Genomic DNA, 12716 nt, shown 5'->3' with positions numbered 1-12716 from the left:
TTTTAGATACAAAAAAGAGGTGTTCCGAAAGTCACTTTTCACGACTTTCGAAACACCTCTTCTTACTTATTTTATTCGGTAATAATTTCTTCGATTAAGTTTGGTGGTGTAACCGGTTCTGCAGAGAACTCAATATGCTTATACAAAATCTCCAAAACCTGCTGGATGTTTTCTGTGTTTGCGTGAATGGTGGCTAATGATTCTCCCGCTTCCACTGAATCCCCTACTTTTTTGTGAAGAACAATACCGACAGCTAAATCTATTTCGGATTCTTTGGTCGCTCTTCCAGCACCTAATAACATCGCTGCTGTTCCTACTTCATCAGCTTCGATGAATGAAACAAATCCACTTTCCTTTGAAGGGACTTCGAATCTAAACGCTGCTTGAGGGAGTAATTCAGGTTGATCCACAACTGCTGGATTTCCTCCTTGAGCTTGTATGAAGTCTTTAAAGACATCTAATGCTTTTCCATTTTCAATCACTTCAAGAAGCATTTTTCTCGCTTCATCTAAATCTTTCGCTTTTCCACCAACAACAACCATTTGGCTTCCAAGTACTAAACAAAGTTCCGTTAAATCGGCAGGACCTTTACCTCGCAATGTATCAATTGCTTCTTTCACTTCTAAAGCATTTCCAATTGCAAAACCTAGAGGTTGACTCATATCTGAAATAATCGCCATTGTTTGTCTACCAACATTATTCCCAATTTGAACCATCGCTTTAGCTAAGGCTCTCGAATCTTCAACCGTTTTCATAAATGCACCTTCACCCGTTTTAACGTCTAAAACGATTGCGTCAGCACCTGCAGCAATTTTTTTACTCATGATTGAACTAGCGATTAATGGAATGCTATTCACAGTACCTGTCACGTCACGTAAAGCATAAAGCTTTTTATCTGCAGGTGTTAAGTTACCACTTTGTCCAATAACAGCTAATTTAAACTCATTCACTTGTTTTGTAAATTGCTCGGTCGTTAATTCGACATGGAAGCCTTCAATTGCTTCTAATTTATCAATTGTTCCTCCAGTATGTCCTAAGCCACGACCACTCATTTTAGCTACAGGAACACCACAAGCCGCAACTAATGGACCAAGGACAAGTGTTGTTGTATCACCTACACCGCCAGTAGAATGCTTATCTACTTTAATACCTTCTATTTCAGTCAGATGAATTTGATCTCCTGATTCGACCATCGCAAGTGTTAAATCTGCTCGCTCTTGATCGTTCATATCTTGGAAATATATAGCCATTAATAGCGCACTTACTTGATAATCCGGTATTTCACCTTTTGTATATTCATTAATGAAGAAACGAATTTCTTCATTCGTTAATGCAGATCCGTCTCTTTTCTTTTCTATTAAATCCACCATTCTCATGAATGATCACCTATCCTCTATTTTAAATATGAAAGAAAACTACGACCGAATTTCGGCATTTGCACTTGGAAGTTTTCTGCGATTGTAGCACCAATATCAGCAAACGTTTCACTTGCAGGAAGTTCAGTTCCTTCTGTAAATCTTGGTGAGTATGCTAAAACGGGTACAAATTCACGTGTATGATCCGTTCCTTCAAATGTTGGGTCATTTCCATGGTCCGCAGTAATAATAAGTAAGTCGTCATTTGTTAACGCTTCTAAAACTTCTGGAAGTCTTGCATCAAATGCTTCTAACGCCTCACCGTATCCAATAGGATCACGACGATGTCCATAAAGAGCGTCAAAATCAACTAAATTCAGGAAACTAATGCCATGGAAAGGTTTTCGAACAACTTCATTTAGTTTGTCCATTCCATCCATATTGTCTTTTGTTCTTAATGATTCAGTTACGCCTTCACCATTGTAAATATCAGCAATTTTACCGATTGCTATGACATCATAATTAGCGTCTTGAAGTTCATTCATAACCGTGCGTTCAAATGGTTTTAAAGCATAGTCATGACGATTAGTTGTACGTTTGAAGTTACCTGGCTCTCCTAAAAACGGACGAGCGATAATTCGACCCACTAAAAATTCAGGCGATAATGTTAATTCACGAGCAATTTCACAAATTTTGTAAAGCTCTTCTAAAGGAACAACCTCTTCATGGGCAGCGATTTGTAACACAGGGTCTGCTGATGTATAGACGATAATCGCACCCGTTTTCATATGTTCTTCACCAAGTTCGTCTAATATCTCAGTACCACTTGCAGGTTTATTCCCAATTACTTTACGTCCAGTCTTTTCTTCTAATGCTTGAATTAATTCTTGAGGAAATCCATCTGGGTAAACTTTAAAAGGCTTATCAATGTTTAAGCCCATGATTTCCCAGTGTCCAGTCATCGTATCTTTACCTACAGATGCTTCTTGTAACTTACCAAAATGAGCGGTTGGTTTATCCACTGGGGAAATCCCTTTAATCGGTCTAATATTTGATAGACCCATCTTTTCGATATTAGGCATCTTCAGTCCACCCATTCGCTCTGCAATATGTCCGAGCGTATCTGAACCTTCATCTCCGAAGCTTTTAGCATCTGGAGCTTCTCCAATACCTACTGAATCCATTACAACTAAATGTATGCGTTTAAATGTTAGATTTTCCATTAGAATCCTCCTTTAAGCTTATAAATGTATCTTAACAAAAGTTTGGGTATATTACACGTCAGACTTCTGACATGTGCAATTAAATTAAGCTCTAGGATGAAATTGTTTATAAACTTCTTTAAGTCTAGTTTTACTAACATGTGTATAAATTTGCGTAGTGGAAATGTCAGCATGTCCGAGCATTTCTTGAACAGCCCTTAAATCCGCTCCATTTTCGATTAAATGCGTAGCAAAAGAATGTCGTAAAGTATGCGGTGTGATTTCGTTTTTTATTCCTGCTTTTAGTGCATGCTCTTTTAATAATTTCCAAAACCCTTGTCTAGTTAGTCCAATTCCACGCTGATTAATAAAAAGTGCATCCGTTCGGACTTCTTTTTTAGCTAGTTTTGGTCTACCTTCACGTAAATATTCTTCAACTGCTCCTAAAGCTGTTCGGCCTAGTGGAATAATACGTTCTTTGCCACCCTTTCCGTAACATCGAACGAAGCCCATCGTTAAATGTACATCCTCTATTGCAAGCGATATACATTCACTAATACGCATTCCACTTGCATAAAGAAGTTCTAACATTGCTCGGTCTCTTAACCCTTGTGGTTTGCTACGATTTGGGGCTTCCAGTAATTCTTCAATTTCTTCAAGCGAAAGAATTTTTGGAAGTGTTCGATCTTGTTGAGGGATTTCTAAATGAACGGTTGGATCACTAGATGAAACCTTTTCTCTAAGCAAAAATTGATGAAATGAACGAATAGATGATATATGCCTAGCCAAAGTTCTAGCCGAATGACCAGATGACTTTAAATTTTGTAAATGCGCCAAGATATGATGTCTTTCAACATCTTCAAGGGACTTAATCTGTTGTGATTCTGAAAGATCAGATATGTAGGATTTTAAATCTTTTTCATATGAAACGAGCGTATTTTGCGCTAATTGCTTTTCAACTCGTAAAAAATGCAAATAATCTTGAATCGAATCGGTCATATTTGTCGTCATTTATATGTCTCCTTAAACGAAAAAAGGACAGCTAGCAGCTATCCTTGTTAGTCGTTATTTTTCTTCTTCTAAAGGCTTACTTTCATTATCATGACATCTCCAGCATATACCATGGAATGTTAAGCGATGATCTTTAATTTGGAAGTTCCATCTTTTTTCTACGATTTCTTCCACATCTTCAAGCAAATCCTCCTGGATTTCATCAACAGCACCACATTCAATACAGACTAAGTGGTGATGGAAATGTGCCGCTCCTTCTTGTCTTAAATCATATCTAGAAACACCATCACCGAAATTGATTTTATCAACGACTTTCAGTTCTGTTAATAATTCTAATGTACGATAAACAGTAGCTAACCCAATATCAGGTGCTTTGTTTTTAACAAGAAGGTACACATCTTCAGCGCTTAAATGATCTTCTTCATTTTCTAATAATACTCTAACTGTCGCTTCACGTTGTGGCGTCAGTTTATAGCTCGCACCAGAAAGTTGCTTTTTAATTCGGTCAATACGGCTTTCCATGTGACGCCCCCCTCAAACTTCTTTCATTATAACAAATGAACCTTTCTTTTTTCAAGATAGAGAAAGGCTTATAGATTATAATGATTATTATTATAATTTAATAGAAATTATAATACGTGAATGTAAGGGAGAACAAATAATTCAATTGCGATAACCAATAAGTAGATGCAACCCAACACGCCGATTACCTTTAATTTTTGATTGGTTAACTGAGGATGCAATGCATGTGGTGGTACCATCAAGTAGCCAATTAACAATAAAAGGGAGCAATAAAGTAATTGGAATGGAAACCACCATAGCGCATAGGACCAAAATTCAGTCTCTTGAGCAATCAAGTATCCTGAGCAAATCCCCCAAAATACTGATCTCATTGTACCAATCAGCAAGATTATATACCTTAAAATTAAATGTGTAGCAAACAGGAGTAGCAGAAAAATGGATACTAATTGAGGAAGGATAGACGATAACTTACTTGGTACTTTATCATCCAAGATTCTAGGATCCATCCACTTAATCAACTGATTCACTTGTTCATTTGGCATATGCGAAAATAGCCATAGCCCACCTAGATAACCAACAACCAATAATCCTAGTAAATAAATAAGAGGAAAAGAACGGTTCAACATTACCCACCTACCTTTCTCGATAGAGTAATGTATGCATGTCCTACCTTATTTATTTCGTAAATATTCTTTTGTCCACAAAATACTAAAAGCAGTTTTGGCATCATAGATTTCACCATTCGCCATCATTTTTTCTGCTTCTTCGATAGATGTATGGAGAACATCCAAGAATTCATCTTCATCAAGTTGTGCTTTTTCTTCAGGTACATACAAATCTTCAGCTACATACAAATGAATAATTTCATCTGCAAATCCTGGTGAAGTTGCAAAGCTTTGAATATACGTCAATTTGTGGCAGCCGAATCCCGTCTCCTCTTCTAATTCTCTTCGTGCAGTAACCTCAGGTGATTCACCAGCTTCTAATTTACCAGCTGGCGTTTCAATAATTGAACGTTCGAGTGCTTTCCTATATTGATGCACTAAAAGAATTTTACCCTCGTCCGTGATGGGAATGATTGCAACAGCCCCTGGATGTTTAATTAGCTCTCTTTTTGACGTTTTTCCATTTGGCAATGAAACCTCATCAACTCGCAAGGATATTACTTTCCCATCGTATATTGGGGTGGATGTAATTGATTTTTCTTCGTATTTTTTCATATGTATCATCCTTTCTGTTTTACTAATCAGTAGCGTAATTGTACCATGAATGACATGAGGAGGATGCTTAATGAAGAAACGAGAATTAGGTAATAGTGGTTTATATGTTTCAGAAATCGGTTTAGGTTGTATGTCATTACCGACTGATAAGATTGCAGCTAAATACATAGTAGATGCTGCAATTGATCAAGGCATTTCTTATTTTGATACGGCAGATTTATACGATCGAGGAAAGAATGAAGAAGTAGTTGGCTACTCTTTAAAAGGAGTACGAGATCAAGTTATTCTAGCTACAAAAGTCGGCAACAAATGGAATTCTGATGGGTCAAGCTGGTCGTGGGATTCATCAAAGATATATATCAAAAACCAAGTTAAAGAGAGCTTAATGCGATTGCAAACTGATTACATCGATTTGTACCAGCTTCATGGTGGAACAATGGATGATAACTTGGATGAAGCGATTGATGCTTTTGAAGATTTAAAGAACGAAGGGCTCATCCGTGCATATGGAATTTCTTCGATTCGACCGAATGTCATTAAACACTTTTTAGAGAATAGTCATGCTTCCTCCGTCATGATGCAATATAGTATGCTTGACCGTCGACCTGAAGAGTGGTTGGAAACGATTTCTTCTTATGGTGCTTCAGTGGTTACTCGTGGTTCTCTTGCAAAAGGTTTATTAACGGATGAAGCAATTACACGAGCATCTGCTTCTGAGGGGTATGGGACGTATTCTAAAGCAGAGTTGTTAGAAATGCTCCAGCAATTACAAAGTGACTCAATAGATTTGCATTCAGTAGCTACAGCCTTTATTCTAAAAAACCCACAAATTTCGAGTATTCTAGCTGGTGCAAGTTCATTAGATCAATTAAACGAAACAATTCGAGCATATAAACGAACTGTCACCGACGAACGTTTGCTGGAAGTTTCTCATTTATTAAGACAGGATGTATATAACGAGCATCGAGATTAAACATATTTTTAATTACTTTCGTTCTTTCTAGAAGTAAGCGTTTAATTCAAGAAAAAGAAGAGCGAATCGAAGTGAAGTTTTCACTTTGATTCGCTCTTTGCACTATATTTCTAATACTTATTGCCCCTCATACCGTAATCGTCTAGTAATTCTTCGAAGGATTTATTCTTTTCACGTTGTACTCGTTCAAATTGTAATTGAGCTTCACGTTCTTCTTCTTTTATTTTTTCTGCTTCCTGCAATTCTTTCTTAGCCAATTTGAGTTTTTCTAAAACATCCATATTTAAATGTTCCGAATATGATTCTTTTGGCTTCTGTGATGAGGGTGAAGATTGATTTCGTTTTTGTTGTTTCTTTTTCGCCATTTTCTCACCTACTACTTAAGGTCTTTTAATAATTGTTGCCACACCTTGACCGCCACCGATACAAAGCGTAGCTAATCCAGTTTTAGCATCTTGTTTAATCATTTCATGTAAAAGTGAAACGAAAATACGAGTACCACTTGCTCCGATTGGGTGTCCAAGAGCAATAGCTCCACCATTGACATTCAATTTTTCATGATTAAATGATAATTCTCGGTCAACTGCAATAGACTGAGCAGCGAAAGCTTCATTGGCTTCCACTAAATCCATATCAGCCATCGATAATCCTGATTTTTGGAAAACATTTTTGACTGCTTGAACTGGTCCGATACCCATTACTGATGGATCAACGCCTGCTGAAGCATTTGCAATAATTGTTGCTAATGGTGTTAAGCCTAGTTCATCAGCTTTTTCTTTAGACATAACCACAACAGCAGCTGCACCGTCGTTGATTCCTGATGCATTACCAGCTGTTACACTGCCTTCTTTTTTAAATGCAGGTCGTAAACCAGCTAATTTTTCTGCAGTCGAACCTTGTTTTGGATATTCATCTGTATCGAAAATAATAGGGTCACCTTTGCGTTGTGGGATTTCTACAGGAACGATTTCTTCATTAAATTTACCTGCTTCGATCGCCTTCACAGCTCGTAGTTGAGAACGAGCAGAAAACTCATCTTGTTCTTCACGAGAAATACCGTAACGGTCACATAAATTTTCAGCTGTAATTCCCATATGATAATCATTAAACGCACACCATAATCCGTCAGAAATCATACTATCTACGACTTTTTGATCGCCCATACGGAAACCTTCACGAGCATTTTTTAATAGGTAAGGAGCTTGGCTCATATTCTCCATACCACCCGCAACAACAATATCAGAATCTCCCGATACAATCGCTTGTGTCGCTAAATGAATTGCTTTAAGACCCGATCCACATACTTTGTTTATCGTCATGGATGGTACTGTATCGGGTAAACCTGCAAAAATGGATGCTTGACGAGCAGGATTTTGTCCAAGCCCGGCTTGAAGAACATTCCCCATAATTACTTCGCTAACTTGGTGTGGTTCAATTCCTGCTTTTACTAACGCTTCTTTTATTACAAGTGCACCTAATTTTGTAGCAGGCACATCTTTAAGTGACCCTTGAAATGAACCGATTGCTGTACGAACCGCACTGACAATTACAACTTCTTTTGTCGACATGAAAATCCTCCTTCAACCCTTATGTAAAATATATTTGCTAGAGACACCATCCCATCATTACAATAGAGGTAGGAGGGATGATATGTTTAGTTTACCAAACAATGTGACAATTATCGAGGTAGGTCCGCGTGATGGGCTTCAAAATGAAAAAAATCAAGTTTCGACAGAGACAAAATTAGAATTCATACATTCTTTACAAGACGCAGGCATTCAAGAAATGGAAATCACATCATTTGTATCTCCAAAATGGGTACCACAAATGGCTGATTCTTCTCAAATTGTTCAACTTAGTTCAAAAAAAGGGCGACAAATTGTTCTGACACCAAACGAAAAAGGAATAGAACGTGCGCTTGAAGTTGGAGCTGATTCCCTTGCTGTATTTGTCGGTGTAAGCAATACCTTTAACTTAAAAAACATTAACAAATCGACTGAACAAAGCATGCAGGATTTAAAACCGGTCATAACGAAATTAAAAGAACAAGGAATTTTTATCCGAGCTTGTATCTCTACTGCTTTTTATTGTCCTTATGAAGGAAAAATAAATGAAGCAGATACAATAGCTTTATGTAAAGAGTTCGCTTCATGGGGTGTTGACGAGCTAAGTGTTGCAGATACTATAGGTATGGCTAATCCAGTAGAGAGTTACCAACTATTTTCTAAATTAGCTGAGCTTTTGCCAAATGTATTGATGACCGCACATTTTCACGATACACGTAAAATGGGCTTAGCTAATATTTTCGCTGCTCTACAAGCTGGAATCACGAGATTTGATACTTCTGCTGGTGGTCTTGGCGGCTGTCCTTTCGCTCCAGGTGCAACAGGAAATGTGGCAACGGAAGATGTTGTTAACATGTTGCATACAATGAATATAGAGACAGGAATCGATTTAAATCAATTATGTAAAGCAGTTTCAATAATAGATCCTCATGTTTCTAGACCAATCGACACAGGTATGTATCGACTGTTTGCCATAAATCATTCATAGGAGGAATTATTATGAAGCGTCGCATTCTCTGGGTTACGAGTATTCTGTGGAGTATCTTTACGGCCAGTGCGGCGATTTTTGGTTTCATTTTCACGAATCGTCTCATGTATTTAAAGAAAAAAGATGATGCATTTATTCTTGATCGTGAAATAACTGCGAAGCGATTTGATGAAGTGTGGTTTAATACCGTTCAGAAAACAGAAAAGTGGATTGACAGTCCAAACGGGTATCCGATAAAAGCGATTTTTCTAGAACCTCTGAAAACAACTAATTTTGTCGTCATTTGCCATGGTGTTACTGAGAATAAAATAAATTCAGTTAAATATGCAAGGTTGTTTGAAAGATTAGGTTTTAATTCTGTGGTTTATGATCATAGACGGCATGGGGATTCTGGAGGTAAAACAACGAGTTTTGGACATTATGAAAAAATGGATTTACAAGCTGTTGTTAATGCTGTTCACGATTATGCTGGCGAAGAAGCTATCATCGGGATACATGGAGAATCTATGGGAGCCGCTACAACTATTTTGTATGCTGGAACAGTTGAAGATCATGCCCATTTCTACATTTCAGATTGTGCTTTTTCAGACTTCACTGATCAATTGCTGTATTTAATGAAAAAAGAAACCCCTTTACGTACGAGATATGCCATTAAATTAGCTGATGTTTTCTTAAGAGTTCGAGATGGTTATTCAATGCGACTTGTATCCCCTCGTGAAGCAGTTAAACATATTGAAAAACCGGTCTTATTCATTCATAGCTTACCAGATGATTTCATTTTGCCGGAAATGACAAAAGAATTATACGAACTGAAAAATGGTCCAAAACAATTAAAACTATTTGAAAATGGTCCACATGCCCAATCATTTAATCAAAATCCTGAAGAATATGAACAAACAGTAGCAGATTTTTTATATACGTATGATTTGTTGCCAATAAAATAAAACAGCACTCACAAAGGAGTGCTGTTTTTATTTTTGCATTTTATTCATTTGATTCATCATTTGTTTTACTTGTTTTTCAGACGGTTTGCGACCCATTTGAGCCATCATCATGCGAAGCATTTGCTCGTTAACCGGTGGGTTATCTTTTAAATACTTCATCATATATTGACGAGCAGCAAAGAAACCAATTGCAACTCCAGCTGCTAATGCAACAACAATTAAAGTTATAGCTAACCATAATTCCATAATTTCATATCCTCCTTCTTGAAAGTTCCACTGAGAAGTTATCTCCATGAAGGATTATACAGTAAAACACATAATCTTTCTATACGAAGTCTAGAATTTCTGAAAACGAATGCAATGAATCAATTTTAATTGGTTTTAACCACCCAAATGCATTCTTTTCTTGTTGGAACGCTAAGTAACAATCACATGTATCTGACAAACCAGCAAATAGATCTAAATCTAACATTTGTGAACCTTCACAACTCACGTGTAAATAATAAGGGGAAAAGGACATCTCGATCGACCCCTTTACAGGGTGCTCAAAAAAGATGTGATCCTGATTAAGTGTCATATTCGTAAATACGCGCTGCAAACGATCTTGAATACATTCTTTCATGTTCTTCGTATTTAAGCTTTCACAAACAAATTTCAACTCGTCAGGCTCTTCCGTAACGAAATGCGATTCATCAAACAGTAATTCATGCAACATTTTTTCCCTACCAATGACAAAGGATTGATATTCTTTTTTGATATGAATTATTTTATATGTGCGCATATTCATTCCCCCGTTTTTTCAATAGTATAAAGGATACGTCAAGAATATTCTGTCGAACGGAGTAAGCTGTTTATTACTATTTTCAGCGAAAAAAAACAAGTAATGGCGAAATTTAGCCATTACTTGTTTTTACTATTTATTCATTAACGATTTCACACGAGCTACAACATTTTCAACTGAGAAACCAAATTCTTTCATTACTATTTCCCCCGGAGCACTTGCCCCAAATCGATTAATAGCTAAAATACTTCCCTCATCACCTGAGTAACGCTCCCAACCAAAAGGCGTACCCATTTCAATTGCAAGACGCTTTTTAATTGTTTTCGGAAGTACCGAATTTTTATATTCAGCATCTTGTTTTTCAAAGCGATCCCAAGAAGGCATTGAAACAACAGCAACATCAATTCCATCTTTCGCTAATTGTTTTTGAGCATCTACTGCTAACGAAACTTCAGATCCTGTCGCTAGAATTAACGCATCTGCTTCTTCTTTAGATGCTGGTGAAACAACATATGCTCCTCTAGCAACGCCCTCTTTAGCTAATGCTGCACTATTTTCAAGTATAGGCAAGTTTTGACGTGAAAGGATAAGTGCTGTCGGCATATCCTTCGAAGAAATGGCAAGTTTCCATGCTTCATTCGATTCGTTACCATCAGCAGGACGAATAACGGATAGATTTGGCATTGCACGTAATGATGCCAGTTGTTCTACTGGCTCATGCGTAGGTCCATCTTCACCAACAGCTATACTATCGTGTGTAAACACATAAGTAACAGGTAATCCCATTAATGCGGACAAACGAATAGCTGGACGAACATAGTCACTAAAGACAAAGAATGTTCCACCAAATACACGTAACCCACCATGAAGTGCCATTCCGTTTAAAGCTGCACCCATCGCAAATTCACGCACGCCAAACCAGATGTTACGACCTTCATACGAACTTGCTGAGAAATCACCAGCATTTTTAAGATTTGTTTTGTTTGAACCAGCTAAATCTGCACTACCACCGAACAAAGAAGGAACAGTTTTCGCAATTGCATTTAAAGCATCTCCAGCTGTCGAACGTGTAGCATGAGAAGTCCCAACCTCAAATACCGGGAATTCTGAATCGTAGTTATCTGGTAAGTCCCCTTTAATCGCTAATTGTAATTGAGCTGCTAATTCAGGAAACTCTGATTTGTACGCATCAAATGAAGCATTCCATGAAGCTTCATTGTCGCCACCTAATTTTTGGGCAGCTTCTTTGAATGTAGCGTAAACTTCATCCGGTACATGGAAGTCTGCTTCAAAAGTCCATTTGTACCCTTCTTTAGTTAATAAAGTTTCATCTTTTCCTAAAGGAGCTCCATGAACATCTGATTTCCCAGATTTATTTGGCGAACCAAATCCAATAATTGTTTTAACTTCAATTAAAGTTGGTTGACCTTTATGGTTTTTCGCCGATTCAATTGCGTTATTTAAATCTTCAATTGAATTTCCATCAGCTACATGTATATAATTCCAACCGTTTGACTCGAAACGTTTTTGAATCTTTTCAGAGAACGATTTATTTAAATCACCATCTAATGAAATGTCATTACTATCATATAATACAATCAGTTTATCTAATTCTAAATGCCCTGCAAGAGAAATAGCTTCTGCTGCAACACCTTCCATCAAATCACCGTCACCACATAAAGCATATGTGTAATGGTCAACCACTTGATGGTTTGGTTTGTTATATACAGCAGCCAAATGTCTCTCGGCCATTGCCATACCTACAGACATAGCAATACCTTGCCCTAAAGGACCTGTTGTCGCTTCAACTCCAGAAGTATGTCCAACTTCAGGGTGTCCAGGAGTCTTTGAATTCCACTGACGGAAATTTTTAATCTCTTCCATCGGTAAGTCGTACCCACCTAGGTGTAATAAACTATATAGCAACATTGAACCATGACCAGCAGAAAGAACAAATCGGTCACGGTTAAACCATGTTGGATTTTCAGGATTATGACGTAAATGCTTTGTCCAAAGGGTATATGCCATTGGTGCAGCACCCATAGGTAAACCTGGATGACCTGAATTTGCTTTTTCGATTGCATCAATGGATAACGTACGAATAGTATTAATAGCTAACTGATCTGCTTGTTGAGTCATAAACGACACCCTTTCT

The 12716-nt window shown here is 37.4% G+C and carries 14 protein-coding genes; 3 read left to right on the top strand and 11 right to left on the bottom strand.

Annotated features, from left to right (window positions below):
- Positions 1–71 precede the first annotated feature (71 nt).
- The 6 genes from ACHUE4_RS01385 to ACHUE4_RS01360 all read right to left on the bottom strand — a co-directional run bounded on the left by ACHUE4_RS01385 (position 72) and on the right by ACHUE4_RS01360 (position 5310).
- Positions 72–1376, bottom strand: coding sequence for a pyrimidine-nucleoside phosphorylase (locus ACHUE4_RS01385; protein ID WP_394187484.1), 1305 nt, complete (start codon positions 1374–1376; stop codon positions 72–74).
- A 17-nt stretch (positions 1377–1393) separates the two neighbouring features.
- Positions 1394–2578 (bottom strand): phosphopentomutase, encoded by a 1185-nt coding sequence (deoB, locus tag ACHUE4_RS01380; RefSeq protein WP_394187483.1) that lies wholly within the window; start codon positions 2576–2578, stop codon positions 1394–1396.
- 84 nt (positions 2579–2662) lie between these two features.
- Positions 2663–3556 carry a site-specific tyrosine recombinase XerD gene (xerD, locus tag ACHUE4_RS01375; RefSeq protein ID WP_394187555.1) on the bottom strand — a complete coding sequence of 298 codons (894 nt, stop codon included), beginning with the start codon at positions 3554–3556 and terminating at the stop codon, positions 2663–2665.
- 66 nt (positions 3557–3622) lie between these two features.
- Entirely contained in the window at positions 3623–4090 is a 468-nt protein-coding gene (gene fur / locus ACHUE4_RS01370) for a ferric iron uptake transcriptional regulator (RefSeq protein ID WP_394187482.1), read from the bottom strand.
- Positions 4091–4197: 107 nt separating this feature from the next.
- Positions 4198–4716 (bottom strand): hypothetical protein, encoded by a 519-nt coding sequence (locus ACHUE4_RS01365; protein ID WP_394187481.1) that lies wholly within the window; start codon positions 4714–4716, stop codon positions 4198–4200.
- A 45-nt stretch (positions 4717–4761) separates the two neighbouring features.
- Entirely contained in the window at positions 4762–5310 is a 549-nt protein-coding gene (locus tag ACHUE4_RS01360) for an NUDIX hydrolase (protein WP_394187480.1), read from the bottom strand.
- A gap of 70 nt (positions 5311–5380) precedes the next feature.
- Between ACHUE4_RS01360 and ACHUE4_RS01355 the strand changes: the two genes are divergently transcribed.
- Positions 5381–6283 (top strand): aldo/keto reductase, encoded by a 903-nt coding sequence (locus ACHUE4_RS01355; RefSeq protein ID WP_394187479.1) that lies wholly within the window; start codon positions 5381–5383, stop codon positions 6281–6283.
- A gap of 110 nt (positions 6284–6393) precedes the next feature.
- On the opposite strand, the gene ACHUE4_RS01350 is transcribed toward ACHUE4_RS01355, so the two are convergent.
- Entirely contained in the window at positions 6394–6648 is a 255-nt protein-coding gene (locus ACHUE4_RS01350; protein ID WP_394187478.1) for a YqkE family protein, read from the bottom strand.
- 15 nt (positions 6649–6663) lie between these two features.
- Positions 6664–7851 (bottom strand): acetyl-CoA C-acetyltransferase, encoded by a 1188-nt coding sequence (locus tag ACHUE4_RS01345; RefSeq protein WP_394187477.1) that lies wholly within the window; start codon positions 7849–7851, stop codon positions 6664–6666.
- A gap of 82 nt (positions 7852–7933) precedes the next feature.
- Between ACHUE4_RS01345 and ACHUE4_RS01340 the strand changes: the two genes are divergently transcribed.
- Positions 7934–8836 (top strand): hydroxymethylglutaryl-CoA lyase, encoded by a 903-nt coding sequence (locus ACHUE4_RS01340; RefSeq protein WP_394187476.1) that lies wholly within the window; start codon positions 7934–7936, stop codon positions 8834–8836.
- An 11-nt stretch (positions 8837–8847) separates the two neighbouring features.
- Entirely contained in the window at positions 8848–9780 is a 933-nt protein-coding gene (locus ACHUE4_RS01335) for an alpha/beta hydrolase (protein ID WP_394187475.1), read from the top strand.
- Between the two features lie 27 nt (positions 9781–9807).
- Here ACHUE4_RS01335 and ACHUE4_RS01330 read toward each other — a convergent pair whose 3' ends face one another.
- The 3 genes from ACHUE4_RS01330 to tkt all read right to left on the bottom strand — a co-directional run bounded on the left by ACHUE4_RS01330 (position 9808) and on the right by tkt (position 12700).
- Positions 9808–10026 carry a YneF family protein gene (locus ACHUE4_RS01330; RefSeq protein ID WP_394187474.1) on the bottom strand — a complete coding sequence of 73 codons (219 nt, stop codon included), beginning with the start codon at positions 10024–10026 and terminating at the stop codon, positions 9808–9810.
- A gap of 79 nt (positions 10027–10105) precedes the next feature.
- The gene (gene sirA, locus ACHUE4_RS01325; protein WP_394187473.1) at positions 10106–10561 is read right to left on the bottom strand and encodes a sporulation inhibitor of replication protein SirA; all 456 of its coding nucleotides are present in this window, start codon (positions 10559–10561) and stop codon (positions 10106–10108) included.
- Positions 10562–10693: 132 nt separating this feature from the next.
- Positions 10694–12700, bottom strand: a complete 2007-nt coding sequence (tkt, locus tag ACHUE4_RS01320) for a transketolase (RefSeq protein ID WP_394187472.1) — start codon at positions 12698–12700, stop codon at positions 10694–10696.
- Positions 12701–12716 lie beyond the last annotated feature (16 nt).

Origin of the sequence: Paenisporosarcina quisquiliarum (genome assembly GCF_043641925.1) — a bacterium.
Lineage (GTDB): Bacteria > Bacillota > Bacilli > Bacillales_A > Planococcaceae > Paenisporosarcina > Paenisporosarcina quisquiliarum_A.
This window is presented reverse-complemented; position numbering and strand designations above follow the sequence as displayed.

Excerpts from the sequence above, each read along its gene's own strand:
- ACHUE4_RS01385 (WP_394187484.1), bottom strand. The coding sequence starts at position 1,376 with ATGAGAATGGTGGATTTAATAGAAAAGAAAAGAGACGGATCTGCATTA.
- deoB (WP_394187483.1), bottom strand. The coding sequence starts at position 2,578 with ATGGAAAATCTAACATTTAAACGCATACATTTAGTTGTAATGGATTCA.
- xerD (WP_394187555.1), bottom strand. The coding sequence starts at position 3,556 with ATGACCGATTCGATTCAAGATTATTTGCATTTTTTACGAGTTGAAAAG.
- fur (WP_394187482.1), bottom strand. The coding sequence starts at position 4,090 with ATGGAAAGCCGTATTGACCGAATTAAAAAGCAACTTTCTGGTGCGAGC.
- ACHUE4_RS01365 (WP_394187481.1), bottom strand. The coding sequence starts at position 4,716 with ATGTTGAACCGTTCTTTTCCTCTTATTTATTTACTAGGATTATTGGTT.
- ACHUE4_RS01360 (WP_394187480.1), bottom strand. The coding sequence starts at position 5,310 with ATGAAAAAATACGAAGAAAAATCAATTACATCCACCCCAATATACGAT.
- ACHUE4_RS01355 (WP_394187479.1), top strand. The coding sequence starts at position 5,381 with ATGAAGAAACGAGAATTAGGTAATAGTGGTTTATATGTTTCAGAAATC.
- ACHUE4_RS01350 (WP_394187478.1), bottom strand. The coding sequence starts at position 6,648 with ATGGCGAAAAAGAAACAACAAAAACGAAATCAATCTTCACCCTCATCA.
- ACHUE4_RS01345 (WP_394187477.1), bottom strand. The coding sequence starts at position 7,851 with ATGTCGACAAAAGAAGTTGTAATTGTCAGTGCGGTTCGTACAGCAATC.
- ACHUE4_RS01340 (WP_394187476.1), top strand. The coding sequence starts at position 7,934 with ATGTTTAGTTTACCAAACAATGTGACAATTATCGAGGTAGGTCCGCGT.
- ACHUE4_RS01335 (WP_394187475.1), top strand. The coding sequence starts at position 8,848 with ATGAAGCGTCGCATTCTCTGGGTTACGAGTATTCTGTGGAGTATCTTT.
- ACHUE4_RS01330 (WP_394187474.1), bottom strand. The coding sequence starts at position 10,026 with ATGGAATTATGGTTAGCTATAACTTTAATTGTTGTTGCATTAGCAGCT.
- sirA (WP_394187473.1), bottom strand. The coding sequence starts at position 10,561 with ATGCGCACATATAAAATAATTCATATCAAAAAAGAATATCAATCCTTT.
- tkt (WP_394187472.1), bottom strand. The coding sequence starts at position 12,700 with ATGACTCAACAAGCAGATCAGTTAGCTATTAATACTATTCGTACGTTA.